This window comes from Streptomyces filamentosus (assembly GCF_014654895.1).
Lineage (GTDB): Bacteria > Actinomycetota > Actinomycetes > Streptomycetales > Streptomycetaceae > Streptomyces > Streptomyces filamentosus.
Window position 1 is genome coordinate 1,728,175 of record NZ_BNBE01000002.1, and the last position, 18,279, is coordinate 1,746,453.

The following is an 18,279-nucleotide window of genomic DNA, read 5'->3' on the forward strand; positions in this document are numbered from 1 at the left end:
TCCTCACCACCGCCGGCATGACCGGCCACGACCTCCGGACCGCTTGCCCGGTCATCACCGCTCTCGCGGCCGCGGGCACGCCCTGCCCAAGGAACGCGGTCACCGCCCGCTCGAACCGGGCCAAAGCAGGCAAGGATCCGGCGCAGTGGATCCTGCCGGCGCCCAGTGCCCGCTGCCGGTACGCCACCGAGTGGACCGCGACGAAGCTGCGCTGAAGCTTGAGAGTGGACCCCGCGGAGGCCGCCACCCTCCAGGCAATCGCGGCCGAGTGCAGGTAGGCGGGTGTCGAGCGGGCCGGGCCCGCGGATTTCCCCTTCCTGCCGGGACCCGACCGGGTGGAGGACCGGCCCGCACCAGTCGTGTTGTGCGGGCGGGTCTCCCTGAAGCGGGGAAGCAGCGGCGTGCCGCCGGTCGAGGGCCGGTCCCGCGTACGTGCGAAGGGACGCGGGACCGGCTGTGGACGCCCGTCCTGTGGGAGCCATGGCGACCGTACGACGCACCCGCCACAGTGCGCAGGTTCTGATCCGCCTTCAGTGGCCCGGACCTGTTCAGCGCCTCGGCCGCAGCCCGTACGCCGTGCCGACCACGAGGGCCCGCGCCGTGAAGCGGCCTGGACGGTCAGGGCTGGGTACGAGCAGTGTCGAGGCGGCGGTGGACCATCGACAAGGTGGTCAGCAACTCCAGCAGCTCCTCGTCGGCGACCGGGCGGCTGAGCCGGGGATCATGCGCTGCTGGGTTGCGGTACATGCTGCCCAGCCCCTTGATCAGCGAGGCGAAACCCTTCTGCTCGTCCCTCTCCGTCGTGGTGACGCCGGTGTTGATGGCGACCTGCGGCACTCCGGAGGCGCCGGGCATCAGGACGGCGTCGACGAGCCGGGACCCGTCGAGCTGCTCGCCGGTGAGCTGCCGCAGGCGGTCGAAGACGGACTTGGCCGCTTCCAGGCTGGCGTGGAAGGCGTTCTTGGCCAGGATCTCCTGGGTGCAGTACGCCAGGACCCGCGGGTGCGTTCCGCGCCGGCGGAGTTCCGCGCGCAGGGAGTTGGCGTGCTGCGCCGCTTCGTCGAGGGTGCTGGCGGCCGTGCCGCGGGCCAGTCTGCCCGCGTCGTTGACGCGTAGTCCGACATGGACGAGAACTTCGTTGAGATCGTCGCGGCGCCGGGAGAACACCCCGGGCTGCCGCGCATAGCGCACGGGGGCCATCGCCTCGGTGATGAACCTGACCACGCAGTTTGAGGCCCGGTCGCGATCCTGTCGTACGAGCAGCGCCCGTGCCAGACGCTCGCGCTTGTTCGACCCATCGGCGTCCGCGATGCCTATCCGTTCGAGCAGAAGGCCGATCTCGCGACCGGACAGGCCTTCCACCGTGTCAGCGAGGACGTCCGCGACAGCGGTAACCGTGGCGGCGGGCCAGGGATCGAACGTCTTCTTCGCCGTGGTCATCACGCACCCTTCCCTCGGCCCGTCCTGCGCAGGCCAGCCGATCAGGATGACACAGCCATACGAGGCGAACAGCCCGATACGCGCAAAACCTTGCCCACCGGCCGACTCATCGCCGCCCAGGTACCCTTCGCCATCGCTCCATAGCACCTGCCCGGCGCCAGACGGTCCTCGCTGACCGCCCAGCGCGTGCGGATACCAAGACCCCCGCGAGGATCTACCCGTTTCCGCCTGGCCGCTCCTCACGCGGCTCCTGGGCTGCTTCGTAAGCGCGCAGCATGGCCTGGCGCGTCTGCTCGATCCGTGCAGGATCGCGTCCTGCCTGGTCCGCCCCGGCTACCGCGCGGCCTTCAGCCGCCGCCATCATGGCCTCGAAGGCACTGTGCCGCGCATCGGCATTCAGCGGCCGCCGACTGCGCAACGCCCCGATCACCATGAGCGTCTGCACGTCGTCTTTCGTGGTGGGCGACATCCGGCCCGCGAGCAGTTCGTCCAGCCGCCAACTGCACGCGACCTCTTCCCACGTCTCGTCCGGCGCCGCCTCGTCGCTCACACGTTCCCCCAATCCCAGTGAAGGGGAGTCAATCACAGCAGCCAGAAACCTGGGACCGGGGCATTCACAGGCTGCGCCTGACCGCCACGACCTTGCCGAGAACAGGAGGCCGGGCGCACGGCACTCCAACCAGCCGAGGAGACCGATAACCGCCATCCGACGCCAAGGGGGTTCCGCCGCCCGCTCGTACCCCATGCGTCTCGGCGTACAGTCCGCCGTCGGAAGTGCACAGCGCACAGTCACCCGGCACTGCCCGGGCTGCCCGGACGGTCTCCTTCTGCCAGGGAGGAACCACGACGGCCCCGGGACCCGGACAGCCTCCCGCAGACCAAGCCGGTCGCCCCCCCCGAGCAGCACCAGGCCCCGCCCTCCGCCGCCTTGTCACGGTCGAGTCAGGGCCGGGGCAGTAACAGGCCGGGCGACTCTACGAGCGGGCGGCTTTACGAGCGGGCCAGCTCGGCCCACACCCGCTTCCCCCAAGCCCGCCGCTCGCAGCCCCAGCTCTCGGACACCGCAGCGACGAGAGCCAGACCACGCCCCCTCTCCTCGTCCGGCCCAGCCTCCACCAGGGTTGGCGGGCGCTGGTCAAGATCGGTCACGGCGACCTGGACGCGGTCGCCGTGGACGCGGGTGACGACGACCCGGACCGAGGCTCCGCCTGTACGGGCGTGCAGCACGGCGTTGGTGACCAGCTCGGAGACGATCAGCTCGGCGCGCTCGGTGAGCTCCGGCAGCTCCCAGCGGTCCAGGACGGCTGCGACCAGGCGGCGTGCGACGGCGGCCGACTCCAGCTCGCACGGCAGCACGCGGGACTGGGTGGGGCCGGCGCAGAGGTAGAACTCCGGCCGGCGGCGCAGGGGAGTCTCAAGCATCTGCGGCCTGCTCCGCCTGTGCTGTGGCGATCAGGCGCCGGCCGTGTTGCACGAAGCCCGCGACGGCGGCCGGGAAGCAGAGTGCGGCCGGGCCGTCCATCGGCACGACCCACCACGCCCGACAGCGCGGGTCGGGCGCCGTCACGCTCGTCGCCGGAACCCCGAGGAAGAAGTCCGACCCCAAGCACTCGCTCTCCGGCACCTTCCAGAGCCGGGCGGTGCTGTGCGGGGTGAGGGCGTAGAAGTGCCGACCGCTGCTGTCGTAGAAAACGGGGCCGTCCAGGGCCTGACGGAGGGCGGCCGTCAGTTCGCGGGGCTCCTCGGTGCCGGCCGCGGCGTGGACGATGGCGGCCGGGATGCGGACGGCGGAGAAAAGGCCGCCGCAGCGCAGGAGCGTGAGCCCTTCCCGCTCCCACTCGACCAGGGCCGTACGCCGGTCGGGAGCAGCCAGCAGGAGCCAGGTCTCGGCAGCCGCCTCCCGGCTCCGCCCCGAGTGCACGAGCACTCCCGGAGCCAGTGCCAGAGGCTGCGTCATGAGAGCCGCGGTCACCGGGTCGCCCAGACCCTTTCCAGTCGAGCTGTCATCCAAGGCAGCCTGACCGGGACGGAAGACGGGGTGGAGATGCACACCGTCGTGACTCGCCATACAGTCCCCGACCTCGTTGTTGAACAATGCCGGGTCCATCGTGGCAAACACACAGGCGGCGAACTCTTTCACCTGAGAAAGAGTCCCCGACCCTTCCTACATGCCCACCCACGCCGCCATGCTGCCCAGGGTCTGCGGCGTCCGCCGGGACAGATGAACAAGGCCGCGCACCGTCTCCCTGGCGCCGGGGTGGTAGCGGGTCTGCTCCGGAGCCGCCCGGCGGGCCGCCCACACGGACTTCAAAGACGCCTCGGTATGCCCGAGCTCCATCTCCACGCGCGCGCGGTCGATGAAGTAGTGCGCCCGGCGGGAGGTGGCGATACCGGCCGGGAGGGTGATCGCCTTCGCCTGGCGCAGTGCCTCGTCGTAGTGCCGCATCTCCATGGCGACGCTCATCTCGTGCAGGTCGACGTTGACGGGCCCGAAGTTCAGCCAGTGCACCCGGCTGGCGTCCCCGACCCGCCCCGCGTACTCGCGCGCGCTCGCGATGTGGGCGGCGGCCGCGCTCGCGTCCTCGGCCCGCGCGGCGAGGACGGAGCCGCCGAGGTGGAGCTGGCCCGCCACGGCGAGGGCTTCCCGGGAGGCGTCTGCCGCGTCGAGGAAGGAGTGGCCCGAGCGGATCAGGCGCAGACCGATCGTGTACTCGCCCTCGCGGAAGTACACCAGGGCGCGGAAGTACTGCCGCATGCCGGCGAGACAGCTGTCCGATGCCCGCTCTGCCGCCCACCCGAGCCGGTCCAGGGCGACGCTCGCGAGGTCGAAGAAGCCGAGCTTGACCGTGATGTCGTGCGCGGTCCGGTAGGCCGAGGCGAGCGCCCGCCACAGCTCCGTCGCCGGCGCCCGCCAGCACAGCGCGGTCAGCTCGGTGATGACGTCCGGCAGTGCGGCCGCGGCGGCGTGCAGGTGTGTGGCCCGGACCTGCACGCACAGGTCTTCCGCGGCGGCGGTCAGCTCGGCGGCGGGACGGGTGGTGACCTCCGGGTCGTCGCCGAGGTCGTACAGGTCCAGGGCCTCTCGGACCGGCCGGATCAGCTCCGCGAGCCGGTCCTCCTGGAGCTGGGTCACGTAGGGCTGCCCGGTCAGCACGGTGACGTCGATCCGCAGCGCCCGGGCGACGGCGGCGGTGAAGTCGACGGACGCCGGTCTCGCCCCGCACTCGACCTGGGTCAGCCAGCTGTACGAATACGGGATCCGGCCAGCGAGCTCGCGCTGCGTCAGCCGCGCGAGCTTGCGCTGCTCCGCGATCCGCTTGCCGGTGTGACCGTCGTCCCGTGTCGGCATGCTGGTGCTCCGTTCTGGTTCCTCATCAGAAAACGCTACTCGCGCCCGGCTTGGTGCGAGATGGATTCGCCCCAGACTGCCGTGACCCGAGGGCAAGTCCGTGTGATCGGATGGGCCCCATGACGCGGACCTTGTATCTGTTCAGCAGCGCGGCGCCTCCGGTCTTCGACATCGCCCGGGTCATCGAGGAGGCGCAGGCGGACGGCTGGGACGTCTGCCTGGGGCTCACCCCGACGGCGGCCGGCTGGCTCCACGAGTCCCTGGACGGCCTGGCCGCGCTCACCGGCAGGCCTGTGCGCTGGGACTACCGTCTCCCCGGCGACCCGGACGTGTGGCCGAAGCCGGACGCCATCCTCGTCGCCCCCGCCACCTTCAACACCGTCAACGCCTGGGCGCTCGGCATCACGCATAAATGGCTCGTCGGCGTGGTCGCCGAAGGCATCGGCAAGGGCATCCCGATCGCGGTGATGCCGTGCGTGAACAGCGCCTACACCGCCCACCCCCAGTGGGAGCGGTCGATCGAGACCCTCCGCGGCGCCGGCGTGACCGTGGTCTACGGCGAGGGCGGGTTCGTGCCGAACGAGCCCGGCCAGGGCGACCGGTCCGCCTACCCCTGGCCCGCCGCACTGAAAGCCGTCTCCGACCTGCTGTGAGGGAAACGGCAACGGAGACGGGAGTGTTCGTAGACCTCTGGCGCCAGGTGTGAAGGGCCCTGACGTCGCCGCACGCCGGGACGGTCGCGAGCAGCACACCCGTGCCAGTTCCTCGGGGTGAGCGTTGCCCAAAGCGCTGCAGATCTGTTCGTGGCGAAGGCGCGTCACCCCGAGCTCCGGCCGGGGGACACCCCCGCAAGGGTGATCGCCGTCAACACGCCCACCGACCCGGAGCCGTGACCGCTACGCTCCGTTGCGTGTCTCACCGATCGTTACCACTGGCGTTCGCCGTAGCGGCCTTTCTCACCGTCGCCGCTCCTCCGCCAGCGTTCGCCGCCGTCCGGCCCGCCCCCTGCGTCGGCGGCGTGACCGAGACGAGAAGCTTCTCGGCCGTCGACGACGGTGAGATCCGCTGGACGGACAAGACGGGCTACGACGACGCCCGCAAGCACGCGATCTCGGCCTGGCAGTACAACGGCTCGAAGATCAGGATCGTCGCAGACTCGGCGATCACCTCCAACGACCTGGAGTTCAAGGACGCCGACCTCGGCACCCGGGCCTCCGACCCGCTCGGCCGGTACGAACGCCACGGATCGATCGGCGCCACCGACTACATCATCTTCAACCGGCAGAAGCTGCGAGGCGCCACGAAGGAGCTTCTGCGGTACGTCGCCCTGCACGAGCTCGGCCACGCGCTGGGCCTGTGCCACAAGTCCGACTCGATCGTCTCCCTGATGTGGAAGAACGCACCGTCGCCGGGCTACGAGATCACCTGGATCCCTGAGGTCGACAAGGCCAACTACAAGAAACTGTGGGGCTGATGACCATGAACAAGCTCACCCTCGGCGCCGCCGGCCTCGCCGTCGCGGCCGCGCTGGGCGCCGGCGGCTACGCCTGGATGCAGCAGGACGACCCGGTGCACCTCGAGGCGCTGTGCACGCCGACGCAGACGGACGCCGCCGAAGCCGCCCGCGCCCAGAACCTCGCCTTGGTCGACGTCGTCTCCAAAGGCCGGTACATCACCAAGGGCGACGACGGTGTGCAGACCTTCCAGGTCCGCACCCTCGCCGTCTACAAGGGCACGCTGCCCGCCGAGGCGGAAATCGGCCTGCCGAAGGCGTCGGCGGCGAAGCTGCAGCCCGGCAGCCGCTACGAGGTGTCCGTCCTCGGGCCGGAGGCCGGCACGTGGATCGCCCGCTTCACTCGCCCGGTCCCGTCCGGGAAGACAGTGGACGCGCTCGCCACCCACTGGAAGGCGGAGCTCGCCAAGAAGTTCGTCGAGCCGTCCTGCTCCGACACCACCACGGCGCCGTGAGTCCGCAAGACAGATCGTCTGCGGCCCGCGAGGGCCTGGCCGGCGTACTCGCCGACATCGGTGTGGCCCACCAGATCGACGAGCACGCCGACGGCCTGCTGCTGTCGCTACTGGAGGTCGACCTCCACTACGTCGGCCCGTATATCGGCCGCTACCTCGTGGACGTTCCGCAGGACGTGCGGACACCGCTGGTCGTCCGCTTCCCTCTCACACAGAGCACCGCGCGGACGGTCGCGGCCGCCGGCCGGGCCCGACTCCTGGCCCAGTCACGGGGGGCATCGAAGACCATGCCCAGAGCCTAGGGACACGAGGAAGTCGCGGAAGGTTGCGGAAAAACTCGTTCGCGGGTCCTGAACGCTTGCGGGCTCTTGCGGCCGGACAAGGAAGCAACCGGCATGGGAGGCGACGAAGCGGCAGCCGGCCACTTCGCCCGATCGTCACCCGCAGCAGGACGGCGCCGGTGACTACCCCCAACGGCCTCGGTCGACCTGCGGCACGGGGTGATCCGCGCGCCGCCGCAGCGCCTTCCGGTCTAGCCGGATGGCCTCCTGGCCGGCCTTGTCGCGCAGTTCGGTCCAGCCCGGGGGCGGCGCGGGCTCAAGCACCCGCTCCCCGTCCCAGACCGGTCCCGACTGGTGCAGCGCATCCAACTGGGCAGCCAGGTCGCGCTCGAGGTTGCTGGTGGCCCGCACGAGCCCCCGGGCCTCCTTGCCGCCATCGCGCACTTCGGCGATGAGGCAGTGGTCGAACAGGTGCGCCAGCCGCACCATCCACCAGCGGGAGTCCTGGTGGTTCTGGCTGATCGGCGCGCAGGCCAGGTCCACGGCCGACAGCGCCCCGTGATCCTCCACCCGGGCCAGCACGTCCCGATGCAGCGCGGTCAGCCGCGGCCGCTTACGAGCCTTCCGCGCGCTCGGGGGCACCTCCTCGACGCCGGCCCGGCGCCACAGCAGGGCGCGCATTCCGACCATGCACGCGTGCTCGTGCCGGGTACACCACATGCCGTCCCGGCCGGGGGCGTCGGCCAGTTCCAGCAGTCCCGGGCACACGTCGCACAACCGGAGCACGACCGGCTCGCCCCGGCCGGACCCGTCGCGGTGATCGCCCGGCCACCACGGCTGCTCCACCGCGTCCTCGCGGCCGCACAGCGCGCACCCGGACGAGTGCATCGGCTCCTCGGCCAGCGACGTGCGCAGCCTGCGCACCGCACCCCACGGCCACACATCGGCCGAACCCTGGGACTGGAGATCATCGGCCCAGCCCAGCGACAGGCACTGCTCACACAGCCCGACGGGGGAGGAGGCCAGCGGGGCGCCGCGCTGGGCAACGCGCGCCGCCTCACCCTGCCGCCCGCACCACGAGCAGCTCGTCAGCGGCACTTCCACCGGCCGCTGATAAGGCACGGTCGCCGTCGTGGAGACGGTCAGCTCCCGTTCCTCCTCGAACAGCACCCTCCCCTCAACTCCCTGGGCGGACCTGAACAGGCGGACGACCTTACTGCGCCCCGCGAGCGCGAGCCGGGTACGCCAGTGGCCGTACCCGCCCATGTCCAGCACCCGCTGCCGCTCCCCGCGGTCGCGGGCGGCATCGTGAAGGCGCTGTTCGGCCTTGCGCTGCTCGAGCGGATCGTCCAGGCGCGGACGGAGTTCCACGGCGAGATCGACGTGCAGCAGCGACTCCCGGGCGGGATCGGCGTAGGCGCCCACCGCGCGGATCTCCTTGACCCACCACAGCGTCGCATCGGGATCAGCGTTGACCGCCCGGGCAGCCTTGACGACCTTGGCGGCCAGCGCATCGGCGTTCTTGCGGGTGGACGGCCTGCGGCCAGAGGCGTGGGCCAGGCTCCGCCCCGCAGGGGTCAGCGTCCAGGTCCGGTAGTCGTGGTACTCGCAGTCCTCGGTGCGGCAGTCGTAGCAGTGCTGGGGCTGGTCGAGGTCCTCGGGCGCGGGTCAGGTACCCGGCGCCGACGAGGGCGGCCAGCAGCGCCAGGCAACGCTCCCGGTCCAGGTGCACGGCACGCTGGGCGTCCTGGACGCGCACTCCGAAGGAGTCGCCACGCTTGAGCAGGTCGCGGATCTCGCGCGTGGCATGGCCCAGCAGCGGAGCATCCAGGTCCACAACCCGCTCGCCCTCCTGACCCCCGATGCCGCCGAGCGCCATCAGGGCGGGTCCGCTGTCCCCGTCCTCCCGGGCGTACCGGCCCGCCACCTCCGCGAGGAGACCCCTTAGATCCTCCAGACCCTCCACGGAACTCCTTCTCTCGGCCCGCTGCCGCACGAGAAGCCGCTGTTCAACTTCTGCCGCCCCGAGACTATCGGCAGGAACACCGGGCGGCCGGCCCCGGACCGGGGTCTCCACCGTGTACCTCGATCCGGTGCCCGCACAGGTTGACCAGGGCCACGAGCATCGTCGCCGCGCTGATGCCCGGCTCCGCCCTCTCCCCGCGCTCCTCCACACTCGCCTCGGGGTCCAGGTTCGTAGACGACCACGTCCCGAGCGTAGGCAGCCCCGCAGGGCGGGCAGGGAGGAATCGCGGAACTGCTCCGCGCAACGCGCTGCCCGGCCGGATGAACTCGCGGAAGAATCTGTGTCGGTGTGGGGTCCGGCCGTCCCGCAAGGGTGAGGAGAGGGCATCGGGCCCGATCCCGCCCGGCGAACGGACTCGGCTGATGAACATCTACTCGGTGGTGGCGATGGTGGTGGGAGGGATCGCGGGCTGCGGCCTGTGGGCCGCGGGCGCGTCGCCCGCGGAGGCCTTCGGCGGCGCCGTGGCGGCGACCCTGCTCGCCGACCACCTGCTGGAGCGCCCGTGAAGAGCCCCGCTCACCCCGTCGCCGCGCCCGCGTCGTCTCAGGAGTGCGACTGGGCGCCCCTGCTCACGGCTGCCCTTGGCCGCTCCTGCTCCTCCTGCCGCCCCCGCGACCGGCAGCGCGGCCCGAGCGCCCGGCGCTGGCTGGAGGCCACCGCGGCCCCCGACACCCGGCGCCTGGCCCTCGCCTGCACCCTGGTCGGGTACGAGGAGCACACCGCCACGGTCGAGCTGGCGGCCGCTCTCGTCCGCCGGGCCCGACTGCGCGCCCAGCAGCTCTTCCCCTACGGCATCGGCCCGGTCCTCGGCGACCTCACGCTTCCCGCCGACGGGGGAGGAGACATGCTGCGCGCCCTCACCGACGTCATCGAGAGCATCTTCACCCGCCGCCGCCCGCCCCGCACGTACCCCCTGTGCCCGCGCGGGAGCACGGACGGCACCGGATGCGGCCGCGACCCCTTCGGGCGCCGGCTGCACGACCACTGCCGCACCCCCACCGGGCCGGTGCCCGCCTGGCGCGCGAAGTCCTGGGCCGCGTGGAGCTGGCGCACCGCCCGTGCCGTGGACCACCTGCCTGACCATCTCCTGCAGCACCGGCGCCCCCAGCCCGTGGACGTGAGGTCCCTCGGCCGCATCGAGGCGGGCATGATCGGCCCCATCATCCTGGTGATCGGCCGCGACGGACCCGCCCAGCGCGCCCGCGCCTCCAGCAGCGCGCTGACCACTCTGGTCCTGGAGCTCAAGCCCGCCGACATGGACGGCCGGGCCGCTCTCTTCCGGCTCCACGACCACCTGAAGATGCCGCCCCGCGGCCCCCATGTGTGGGGGTGGCGCGGCTACGCGCCGCGCTCGCTGTTCGCCGCCGCCCTCCAGGCCCGCCACGCCTCGCTCCACCACGGCCCGGACGACGTCCTCGTCGAGAACCTGACCCGCTACCTCGACCTCGACCGCCCGCGCCGGCGCGTCGCCCAGGGACTGCTGGAAGAGGGCTGGGACGAGCAGGTGCGCACCAACGAGGAGCTCGAGACCCGGTTGCGCGCCGCCGTCCACTCCGCGACCACGGCGGACACCGAGCTGTGGGAGCGCACCGTCCGCCGGCGGCGGGTGGTCCGGCTGGACGACGCCGACCTCATCGCAGGCGCCGCCGACACGGACCCGGGGCTCAAGGAGGAGGTTGACACCGTGCTGGCCAAGCTCACCCCCGACGAGCTGGCGGTCGCCCGCTGCTACGCGCAGACCGGCTTGACCTGGAAGCAGGCCGCGCTGAAGACCGGACAGGAGGAGGCGATGGGCGAGACCGTGCGCCGCAAGCTCAAGCGGCAGGGCAAGGAGTACCTGCGCAGGCGGCAGTAGCCCGCCCTACGCCGCACGCCGGGCTGGTCGGCGCCCTCAGGGGTGTCGACCGCCGGATGCCGCGACGCAGAGAACCCATCTCCAGCTATTGCGATAGTCGCAATTTGTTGCGACTATCGCAATATGCATCCGATTGCTGAACTCGCCGCCCTGATCCACCCGATGCCCGCTCCGGGCACCCCCGACCCGGACGACATCCTCGCCGACATGCGCGAGGACGTGGACCGCAAGCGCAAGGAGTACGCGGACGACCTCGAAGCCACCGCCTTCGGCACCGACACCGACCCGCTCATCGTGGCCCTCCAGAAGGCCAAGACCGAGAAGGAGGAGGCAGACCGGCGCATCCGCAACCTCCTGGCCTACGCCCGGGAGTTCCACCCCCCGCGCCGCTACTCCCTCAACGAGCTCGGTGAAGCCTCCGGCTACACCTTCTCCGGCGTGCGCACCGCCTACGGGGACCAGGAGATCGCGCAGGTCCAGGGCGAGATCGGCCGCACCCCCCGGCGCATCGCTGACGAGCGCGAGGGGGAGACCACGTGACGCAGCTCCAGACCAGCACGCCGCCGCCCACGAGAGCGCACCACGGCAGGCACCCCTCCCTGCCGCCCTTCCTGGAGGCAGCCGCCGACCTCCGCCGGCAGATCGACTCCGGTCACCTCCCGCCCGGCCACCGGCTTCCCCCTCTCCGCGAGATGGCCGGGCACTACGGCATCTGCATCGCGACCGCCCGGTCCGCCCTGAAAGTCCTTCAAGACGAAGGCCTGGTGTACACCCGGCAGGGCCGAGGCTCCTTCGTCGCAGCGCCGCCGACCGCCGAAGACACAGCCACCGCAGACCCCTGCGAGTGCGCGACCCTGGGACGCCGAATCGACGAGCTCACCAACGCCGTTCGAGACCTGCTGCGCCTCACACCCCAGAACACCACTGGCCACCAGACGGCACCACAGACCTGACGGCCCGGAGATCCCCACACCACCACCGCCGGCAGCCACCACTACTACGCTCGACCCGACCACGGAGGAAACGCTCCGATGCACACGACACCGCGCGACCACGGCCAGACCGGGAGGGGCGCGTCATGATGAACGCCCACCCAAGTAACACCCCGGACAGGACAGCACACGCGATGACCGCCGAGCACGCGAAAGCGTGGCTGGCGAGGGATGCGGAGCTGCTGGCCACCCTGTCCTTGGGCGACGACACGTGGGTCCACCAGAGCCCTGCCGACCTCGTACTCACCCATGGCGTGTTCTGGACACCGTCCCCCTGGCCACACGCCCAACATCCTAAGCGGCTCGGCGAGTGCTTCGCGGCCGCGCACGAGTGGGCCGACCGCGAGGGCTGGACCTACGTCGAGGGCCTCGTCCTTCTGCCTGAGGTTCCACCCGGCATGCCGCACGTCTTCGACCACGCCTGGTGCCTGACCGCGGACGGCACCATCGCCGATCCCGCTGTGCCTGACGGCTGGGCAGGCGGATACCTCGGAGTCCCCTACACAAACGCCTTCCGCAACGCGATGCCGGAGCGGGCAGGCACAGCGCTGATCACCGCCGGGCCCTTCAGCCGCCTCCCCTACACCAGCCACAACACCGAGATCCTGCGCCACGGTCTTCCGCCAGGCGCCCTGCACACCACGACCGAGGAGATCTGACCACGCTGGCCACGTCCAAGCTCATCCACAGCGCCGAGAGCACCACCATCGTCGTTCCGCTCGACCTCGACGTTCCGGGCGAGCGCTGGTGCCCGGACTGCCAGTCCGCGATCCAGGCCCGCACGGGCACCCAGCCAGCCCGCTGACGGCGCCGCCACACAGGTCGGGACAGAGCTCTATGCCCACCACGCCGGCCCTGTCCTCTTCGGCACCACAGCCGCCGATGTGGTCTGCATCGGGAGCCCGATCTGGATCGCTGGGGCCTGACTGCGGCCGCCCCACCATCTCCGCCCTCCGGCGGACACCCGCGAAGACCACCGAACACCGCCGGTGAGGAACTATGTACCTGGCCCTCGGCGTACGCAGTAAGGGCCGCGACAGCGAAAGGGGAGGGCATGCTGAATACCCCAGACGGTGCGAGCATTCCGGCCGACGCATCCGCGCTTCGCGCTCCTGGCCGCCGCGATCACCGCGAGTCCCCCGCCGAGCGGACGCTCTTGGCCCAGCTGGAACGCTTCATCGCTCAGGAGAGCCAACGGCGACGCGACGGCACCAAGGGATGGAAGTACCGCTCGGCGTATGAGCTCGCCAAGGGCCTCGCGTAGGAGGGTCTCGGCGTCGGCGGCCCGGCGCCGGAAGTCGGCTTCTCCTCGGCGACCCGCTGATGGTCGTCCCATCCCAGGTCCGGCTCGATCTGCCAGCGCCGGGCCGCGGCGTCCGCCATGCGCCGGTCCTCGGCCCACTCGGCCGCCGCGCACAGGTGCGGCACGGGGCCGCGGCGGCCCGGCGAGGATCCGCTGGTGGCCGGTCAAGAGCGCGGCGGTGGCCTGTGGCGGCCTGGAAAATAGCGAACAATATACGCAATTTCCGGTGCTGCGGTACGTGGCTTCTGGCCTGTCTTCCTCAGCCGGGGCGGGCCCCGCGCGGGTCACCGGCGTTCGGCTTTCGGGTCCGGGATGCGGTAGACCGCGGTGGAGGGAGCCAGGGGAAGGTCGGGGCGGATCCGGGTTCGGCGGAAGAACCGGCGCTCCCGGGTGAACGTGACGCCCTCGACCGCACCGTCCTTGTAGACTGGACCGACGAGCTTGCCGGTGCTGTCGCGGATCCCGATCCGCTTCCCCGGGCTCCAGAACGCCCGGCGGAACGTGCCGTACATGAGCGGGCCACGGCTTGTGGCCGGCGCCGAGCGCGGCTCGGACGGCTCCTCGGGCGGCGGGGTGAAGTCCAGGACCCGCACGGCGTGGAAGGCACCCGCGCGGCCTGCTTCGCTCGCGGCGATCCTCCCCAGGGCGCTGCGCGACATCGGCCGCAGTCCGGGGTCGGGCAGTACGGGCGGGGGCGTCCACCGGCCGAAGGCGAGCTGCGCGGCGTACCCGTACAGGGCGCGGCCGGCGGCGTGGTCGCCGTACGCGGCCGACTGCAGCGCCCAGCTCCGTGCGCCGTCGTCGTTGAGAGAGGACAGGAGCAGGAACCCGGACGTGGTGTCGATCCGTCCGTCAGGCCGGGCCGCGAGCAGAGCGCCGAGGACGGCCGGTTGCGGCCCTGCGCACAGGCCGGCGTCGATGAGCGCGGCGAGCTCGTCGTCATCGGCCTCGAGGGCGTGGAGGGTGACGGGTTCGTGGACGACGAGCGACCAGGGGGCCGGCAGCCGCAGGGCGGCGCGGGTCTGCTCGTCGAGCGGGGCGGTGGTGGCCACGTCCAGGGCGAGGTCGGCGGGCACCAGGTGTGCGGCGGCGAGATAGGCCGCCGTGCCGGTCAGGGTGCGAACCCACCGAGGGAACCTCTCGCGCGGGTCCTGGTAGTCGCTGGCGCGGAAGTCGTTCTCGTCCAGCAGGCCGGATCGCACCGCACCGACGTCCGCGGGCACCAGCCCGGTCAGGTCGGCGGGCAGGCGGCGGTGGATGCGGGCGTAGCGCCGTTCACGCTTCCAGTCCGCGTGCCGGGTCGCCAGCACCTCCGCGGCGACGTCGATGACGACGTCGCCCGGCCCGGCCACCGCCAGGACCGCCTGCGTCTCGTGCGGGAGCTGTTCCCAGCCGATGTCGTACTCGGCCGCGAGCTGCTGCGCGACGCCGCACTCCGCGACGACCCGCCGCCACAGGATGCCCAGCTGCTCGTCCCAGGAGCCCGTCCTGCCTGATCCCCTGTGGGAGCCGAGCAGGAACTGCTTCCACGGGCCCGTGCCCATGTCGGCCACGTCGAACCGGCCGGCACGGGCACCGGGCAAGGCCGGACGGGCGAAGGCGGTGTCGAGGAGACGCTGGACGCTCATACCGGGTCAACGACTCCGGCGGCCGGAGGTACCGGAGGGGCGTATGGCAGTGGGACGAAGCCGGCGTTGCGTGGGAGCGGCGGGTGGTCTGGGTGCGTGCCCGGCCCCTCGGGGGAGGACAGCGGCCTATTGGCGTGCGGGGCGACCGTGCGCTGGGGTGTTCGGGCTGGCCAGGATGGTCGTTCGGTCTGCCGCCCCGCGCGCCCCCTTTGCCTCTGGGTGGGGTGTTCTCTCCGGTCCGCTGTCCCCCGTGCGGGCCGCGCCCGCTTCGGACCCTGGTTCTGTCGTCCGCCGCCCGTGCCGTCCGCGTTGGTTATACCCGCCTGGCGCCGGCTTCCACGTGGGCCCGCTGTCCGGTGATCAACCTGAGATCAGCCTTCCGACCAGCGAGCCCCTGAGTAGCACCGAGCCCGCGACTACTAGGATGGTCAGCGCGACCTACCATGGTTCCCGCGACCAGAACGCCAGGTACGGGCTCAGCACGCCGTCTGCCGTCAGAGCCATCAGTACAGTTCCGCCCGAGGCGGCCCCTTCCTCGTCATGCAGCCCGCACAGCACCCATAGAGACATGCCCACCACCGCGGCCAGGACCGCCGCCGCCCACCCGGGCTTTCCGGTGAACAGCGACAGCTGCCCCCACAGCCCGGCCGCTCCCGAAAGCGCCGACCACTCTGCGCCCATACCGCGCGCAGGCTCGGCGGCCCGCAGTGGTGCGGGGACTGAAGAGGTTGGACCCTGCGAGGGGGCAGCAGGTCGGGGGAGGGGAGCCCGTCGCGAGCGGTGGGGCTCGGAGCGGGCCGGTGCTGGCTCAGGTCCGCCAGGTGGCGGTGGCGGCGAAGCCCGGGCCGACACCGAGGAGCAGGCCGCGGGCGCCGTCGGCAGGAGGGGCATCGTGGGTGCGGGAGAGCACGGACAGGACGCCTACGCCGCCCAGGTTCCCGTCTTCGCGCATCGTGGACCAGGTGTGGCGGGTCACCTTGGCCTTGTCCTCCAGGCCTGGCTCCTGGTCGATTGCGTCCTAGGGTGGGCACATGGATTTCGCGGACGATTTGATGACCCGCCCATACGATATATACGACCGGTTGCGGACCACTTCCCCGGTGTGTCGCATCACGGGAACGGATGGGCAACCTGCTTGGCTCGTTACCCGGTTCGACGATGTTCGCGCCGCCCTTGCCGATCCGCGCCTGTCGCTGGACAAGGCGCATGCGCGTGAGGGCAACTACCGAGGGCTGTCCCTGCCGCCAGCCCTGGACGCCAACCTCCTGAACATGGATCCGCCCGACCACACTCGTCTGCGTCGCCTTGTCGGACGGGCCTTCACTCAGCGGCGGGTCGAGCAGCTGCGCGCACCGATTCGCGCCACCGCCGACCGGCTTTTGGACGCTCTGGGAGAGGAGGGCACCACCAACCTGATCACGTCCTACGCGGCCCCCCTGCCAATTATCGTGATCTGCGATCTTGTCGGTGTCCCGGACAGCTACAGACGGGACTTTCGCGCTTGGACAACCGCGTTGATCTCCCCGGATCCGGGCCGTCCTCAGGCCGCCAAGGAGGCCATGGTGGCCATGCTGGGCTTCTTTCAGGAGCTCACGGCTCACAAGCGACGCGAGCCGGCCGACGACCTCCTGTCCGACTTGATCGCCGTGCGGGACATCGGGGGCGACCGGCTCACCGAGGACGAGTTGATGTCCCTGGCCTTCCTAATCCTCTTCGCCGGTTACGAGAACACTGTCCAGCTGATCGGCAACTCGATCCTGGCCCTGCTGCAGCATCCCGATCAGGCGGCCCTACTGCGGCAGGACGCGTCCCGGATACACGCTTCCGTGGAGGAGTTCGCCCGCTACGAGGGCCCGGCCCTACTCGCTATCCGACGCTTTCCCACCCAGGACGTGACGATCGGCGGCGTCCAGATTCCTGCGGGCGAAACGGTCCTGCTGTCCCTGTCCGCTGCCAACCGCGACCCGGACCGTTTCCCGGACCCTAACCGTCTGGACCTCGGCCGCGATGCTGCCGGGCACCTGGCGCTCGGACACGGCATCCACTACTGCCTGGGCGCGCCCCTGGCACGAGCCGAGACCGAGATCGCCCTTGCAGCGCTCTTGGAGCGGTTCGAGGAACTCGAGCTCACCGAGGAGAAGACGCGGTGGCGTCCGTCGCTGCGCGCCCGTGGACTCCTCGATTTGCCGGTGCGCTACCGGGCCACCAGACCCTCGTTCTAACGAGACGCTTCCCGAGGGTCCCGCTGCCCGGACCCGCTTGGGCCGGGCAGCTACTCACCGGCCAGGGCCTTCTTCTGGCGAAGGCGCTCACGCAAGGCGCCGATCATGGGGATCGTCAGTCCGGAGAAGAGGAACAACACGGCCAATCCGCTCAGCGTGGGGCTCACGACCTCCTCGGCCTTCAGCGGCCATGGATTGTCGAGAGTGTAGAAGATGATGTATGAGCCCTTGGAGAACGCGTATGCCAGTCCAAGGGCCGCCGACACGCAGGACAGGGCGAAGCCAACGCTGCTCCACGGTCTGATGCCCCAGTTGCGCCGAGCCGTCCTGCCGCACATGAACGCGAGCTCACCACAGGTGACCAGGACGTAGAAGAGGTAGATCAGCAAGTAGGCGGCGACCTTTGGGTCGTCGACGTACTCGGTCGTGAACTCCACGTCGGGCCGGTTCGTCGCCAGGAAGAGTGGCACCAGAACCGCCAGCTCTGCTGAGGCTGCGAAGCCGCGCTGGAACATCGCGGCCTTCAGGTACTCGGGCCGGTAGGCCAGATCCACCATCGCGATCTGAAGGAAAGCGCACCATAGGACCGCACAGATGTGGGCCACCAACTTGCCGGCGTTGTCGAGGCCCGTAATGTTCTGCAGCGCATTGGCCACAGAGGGGACAGCGCACAGGACACCCAGCGTGCACACCCCGAAAGCGAGGGCGATCGCCCACGTGGAGACACGCGGATTGCCCACAGCTCTACGTGTGCAGAGGCCCGTCACTACCAACCCGGCCGCGGTGCACGTCCCGAAGACTATGCCGTCAACCACTTACAGCCCCTCCAGTGAATCTGCCGCATACTGTGCGGCATCGTCCATACTCCGGCGGCGCTGAGGCTTGCCCCGCGCCGAGGCCTCGTTGTCCGGAACCGGCTCCAGACCGAGGTCCTCCCGACGCTGCTCCAGGTCCGCGATGACGTTTTGTATCTCATCGGGAGGAAGGTCGTTCAGGAGTGCCAGAACGCGGCGTGCCTTAGGGTCCTCGAACGCCTCCAGCGCCCTGAGATCGCCGTAGCTCTCATGCGGCAGGAGGTGTGCGGGTGGTACGCCGCCCAGAGCTTCGCACAGCGCCAAGATGGTGCCCACGGTCGGGTTGTCCTGGGAACCCTTGGCCAGTTTGGCGATAGCAGCGTGAGACACGGACGGGTGATCGCCTGGCAGTGCGTCCACG

At 70.9% G+C, this 18,279-nt stretch carries 23 protein-coding genes; 13 read left to right on the forward strand and 10 right to left on the reverse strand.

All coding sequences use genetic code 11. The features are described 5' to 3' along the window. Positions 1 to 17: 17 nt before the first annotated feature. The gene (locus IE326_RS41925; RefSeq protein WP_373310272.1) at positions 18 to 215 is read left to right on the forward strand and encodes a hypothetical protein; all 198 of its coding nucleotides are present in this window, start codon (positions 18 to 20) and stop codon (positions 213 to 215) included. Between the two features lie 403 nt (positions 216 to 618). On the opposite strand, the gene IE326_RS26730 is transcribed toward IE326_RS41925, so the two are convergent. The 5 genes from IE326_RS26730 to IE326_RS26750 form a co-directional block, all read right to left on the reverse strand. Further along, positions 619 to 1,440, reverse strand: a complete 822-nt coding sequence (locus tag IE326_RS26730) for a TIGR02391 family protein (protein WP_190043320.1) — start codon at positions 1,438 to 1,440, stop codon at positions 619 to 621. Between the two features lie 214 nt (positions 1,441 to 1,654). Continuing rightward, a complete protein-coding gene (locus tag IE326_RS26735; RefSeq protein WP_190043321.1) occupies positions 1,655 to 1,990 on the reverse strand; it encodes a hypothetical protein in 336 nt (111 codons plus the stop codon). A gap of 440 nt (positions 1,991 to 2,430) precedes the next feature. After that, the gene (locus IE326_RS26740; RefSeq protein WP_190043322.1) at positions 2,431 to 2,862 is read right to left on the reverse strand and encodes an ATP-binding protein; all 432 of its coding nucleotides are present in this window, start codon (positions 2,860 to 2,862) and stop codon (positions 2,431 to 2,433) included. Beyond that, entirely contained in the window at positions 2,855 to 3,397 is a 543-nt protein-coding gene (locus IE326_RS26745; RefSeq protein WP_190043323.1) for a hypothetical protein, read from the reverse strand. Before IE326_RS26745 ends, IE326_RS26740 begins: the two co-directional genes overlap by 8 nt. A 207-nt stretch (positions 3,398 to 3,604) precedes the next feature. After that, entirely contained in the window at positions 3,605 to 4,789 is a 1,185-nt protein-coding gene (locus IE326_RS26750; protein WP_190043324.1) for a helix-turn-helix domain-containing protein, read from the reverse strand. Between the two features lie 119 nt (positions 4,790 to 4,908). Here IE326_RS26750 and IE326_RS26755 point away from each other — a divergent pair, with 119 nt between their 5' ends. The 4 genes from IE326_RS26755 to IE326_RS26770 all read left to right on the forward strand — a co-directional run bounded on the left by IE326_RS26755 (position 4,909) and on the right by IE326_RS26770 (position 7,059). Beyond that, positions 4,909 to 5,442 carry a flavoprotein gene (locus IE326_RS26755; protein WP_190043325.1) on the forward strand — a complete coding sequence of 178 codons (534 nt, stop codon included), beginning with the start codon at positions 4,909 to 4,911 and terminating at the stop codon, positions 5,440 to 5,442. A gap of 365 nt (positions 5,443 to 5,807) precedes the next feature. Next, positions 5,808 to 6,263 carry a matrixin family metalloprotease gene (locus IE326_RS26760; RefSeq protein ID WP_190043326.1) on the forward strand — a complete coding sequence of 152 codons (456 nt, stop codon included), beginning with the start codon at positions 5,808 to 5,810 and terminating at the stop codon, positions 6,261 to 6,263. Then, positions 6,263 to 6,757: a hypothetical protein gene (locus IE326_RS26765; protein ID WP_190043327.1), complete on the forward strand. Its 495-nt coding sequence runs from the start codon at positions 6,263 to 6,265 to the stop codon at positions 6,755 to 6,757. The genes IE326_RS26760 and IE326_RS26765 overlap by 1 nt, the downstream gene beginning before the upstream one ends. Next, entirely contained in the window at positions 6,754 to 7,059 is a 306-nt protein-coding gene (locus IE326_RS26770) for a hypothetical protein (protein WP_190043328.1), read from the forward strand. Before IE326_RS26765 ends, IE326_RS26770 begins: the two co-directional genes overlap by 4 nt. A 162-nt stretch (positions 7,060 to 7,221) precedes the next feature. On the opposite strand, the gene IE326_RS26775 is transcribed toward IE326_RS26770, so the two are convergent. Continuing rightward, entirely contained in the window at positions 7,222 to 8,463 is a 1,242-nt protein-coding gene (locus tag IE326_RS26775; protein WP_190043329.1) for a hypothetical protein, read from the reverse strand. 301 nt (positions 8,464 to 8,764) lie between these two features. Between IE326_RS26775 and IE326_RS26780 the strand changes: the two genes are divergently transcribed. From IE326_RS26780 to IE326_RS26810, 7 genes are all read left to right on the forward strand, one after another. Further along, entirely contained in the window at positions 8,765 to 8,986 is a 222-nt protein-coding gene (locus IE326_RS26780; protein WP_190043330.1) for a hypothetical protein, read from the forward strand. 440 nt (positions 8,987 to 9,426) lie between these two features. Beyond that, positions 9,427 to 9,570 carry a hypothetical protein gene (locus IE326_RS26785; RefSeq protein ID WP_190043331.1) on the forward strand — a complete coding sequence of 48 codons (144 nt, stop codon included), beginning with the start codon at positions 9,427 to 9,429 and terminating at the stop codon, positions 9,568 to 9,570. Further along, positions 9,567 to 10,919 carry a hypothetical protein gene (locus IE326_RS26790; protein ID WP_190043332.1) on the forward strand — a complete coding sequence of 451 codons (1,353 nt, stop codon included), beginning with the start codon at positions 9,567 to 9,569 and terminating at the stop codon, positions 10,917 to 10,919. Before IE326_RS26785 ends, IE326_RS26790 begins: the two co-directional genes overlap by 4 nt. 123 nt (positions 10,920 to 11,042) lie before the next feature. Further along, a complete protein-coding gene (locus IE326_RS26795) occupies positions 11,043 to 11,459 on the forward strand; it encodes a hypothetical protein (protein ID WP_190043333.1) in 417 nt (138 codons plus the stop codon). After that, a complete protein-coding gene (locus IE326_RS26800; protein ID WP_229915649.1) occupies positions 11,456 to 11,872 on the forward strand; it encodes a GntR family transcriptional regulator in 417 nt (138 codons plus the stop codon). Before IE326_RS26795 ends, IE326_RS26800 begins: the two co-directional genes overlap by 4 nt. A 173-nt stretch (positions 11,873 to 12,045) precedes the next feature. Then, positions 12,046 to 12,570: a hypothetical protein gene (locus IE326_RS26805; RefSeq protein ID WP_190043334.1), complete on the forward strand. Its 525-nt coding sequence runs from the start codon at positions 12,046 to 12,048 to the stop codon at positions 12,568 to 12,570. 395 nt (positions 12,571 to 12,965) lie between these two features. Further along, positions 12,966 to 13,175, forward strand: a complete 210-nt coding sequence (locus IE326_RS26810) for a hypothetical protein (RefSeq protein WP_190043335.1) — start codon at positions 12,966 to 12,968, stop codon at positions 13,173 to 13,175. Positions 13,176 to 13,498: 323 nt separating this feature from the next. On the opposite strand, the gene IE326_RS26815 is transcribed toward IE326_RS26810, so the two are convergent. After that, positions 13,499 to 14,842 carry a hypothetical protein gene (locus tag IE326_RS26815; RefSeq protein ID WP_190043336.1) on the reverse strand — a complete coding sequence of 448 codons (1,344 nt, stop codon included), beginning with the start codon at positions 14,840 to 14,842 and terminating at the stop codon, positions 13,499 to 13,501. Between the two features lie 808 nt (positions 14,843 to 15,650). After that, complete coding sequence (locus IE326_RS26820; protein WP_190043337.1) at positions 15,651 to 15,818, reverse strand: hypothetical protein; 168 nt, start codon at positions 15,816 to 15,818, stop codon at positions 15,651 to 15,653. A gap of 55 nt (positions 15,819 to 15,873) precedes the next feature. On the opposite strand from IE326_RS26820, the gene IE326_RS26825 reads away from it, so the two are divergent. Next, positions 15,874 to 17,064: a cytochrome P450 family protein gene (locus IE326_RS26825; RefSeq protein WP_190043338.1), complete on the forward strand. Its 1,191-nt coding sequence runs from the start codon at positions 15,874 to 15,876 to the stop codon at positions 17,062 to 17,064. Between the two features lie 50 nt (positions 17,065 to 17,114). Here IE326_RS26825 and IE326_RS26830 read toward each other — a convergent pair whose 3' ends face one another. Both IE326_RS26830 and IE326_RS26835 read right to left on the reverse strand, forming a co-directional pair. Then, entirely contained in the window at positions 17,115 to 17,720 is a 606-nt protein-coding gene (locus IE326_RS26830; protein ID WP_229915650.1) for a hypothetical protein, read from the reverse strand. A 159-nt stretch (positions 17,721 to 17,879) separates the two neighbouring features. Next, a complete protein-coding gene (locus IE326_RS26835; RefSeq protein ID WP_229915651.1) occupies positions 17,880 to 18,278 on the reverse strand; it encodes a hypothetical protein in 399 nt (132 codons plus the stop codon). Between the last annotated feature and the right edge of the window lies 1 nt (position 18,279).

Excerpts from the sequence above, each read along its gene's own strand:
- IE326_RS41925 (WP_373310272.1), top strand. The coding sequence starts at position 18 with ATGACCGGCCACGACCTCCGGACCGCTTGCCCGGTCATCACCGCTCTC.
- IE326_RS26730 (WP_190043320.1), bottom strand. The coding sequence starts at position 1,440 with ATGACCACGGCGAAGAAGACGTTCGATCCCTGGCCCGCCGCCACGGTT.
- IE326_RS26740 (WP_190043322.1), bottom strand. The coding sequence starts at position 2,862 with ATGCTTGAGACTCCCCTGCGCCGCCGGCCGGAGTTCTACCTCTGCGCC.
- IE326_RS26745 (WP_190043323.1), bottom strand. The coding sequence starts at position 3,397 with ATGACGCAGCCTCTGGCACTGGCTCCGGGAGTGCTCGTGCACTCGGGG.
- IE326_RS26750 (WP_190043324.1), bottom strand. The coding sequence starts at position 4,789 with ATGCCGACACGGGACGACGGTCACACCGGCAAGCGGATCGCGGAGCAG.
- IE326_RS26755 (WP_190043325.1), top strand. The coding sequence starts at position 4,909 with ATGACGCGGACCTTGTATCTGTTCAGCAGCGCGGCGCCTCCGGTCTTC.
- IE326_RS26765 (WP_190043327.1), top strand. The coding sequence starts at position 6,263 with ATGACCATGAACAAGCTCACCCTCGGCGCCGCCGGCCTCGCCGTCGCG.
- IE326_RS26785 (WP_190043331.1), top strand. The coding sequence starts at position 9,427 with ATGAACATCTACTCGGTGGTGGCGATGGTGGTGGGAGGGATCGCGGGC.
- IE326_RS26795 (WP_190043333.1), top strand. The coding sequence starts at position 11,043 with ATGCATCCGATTGCTGAACTCGCCGCCCTGATCCACCCGATGCCCGCT.
- IE326_RS26805 (WP_190043334.1), top strand. The coding sequence starts at position 12,046 with ATGACCGCCGAGCACGCGAAAGCGTGGCTGGCGAGGGATGCGGAGCTG.
- IE326_RS26810 (WP_190043335.1), top strand. The coding sequence starts at position 12,966 with ATGCTGAATACCCCAGACGGTGCGAGCATTCCGGCCGACGCATCCGCG.
- IE326_RS26815 (WP_190043336.1), bottom strand. The coding sequence starts at position 14,842 with ATGAGCGTCCAGCGTCTCCTCGACACCGCCTTCGCCCGTCCGGCCTTG.
- IE326_RS26825 (WP_190043338.1), top strand. The coding sequence starts at position 15,874 with ATGGATTTCGCGGACGATTTGATGACCCGCCCATACGATATATACGAC.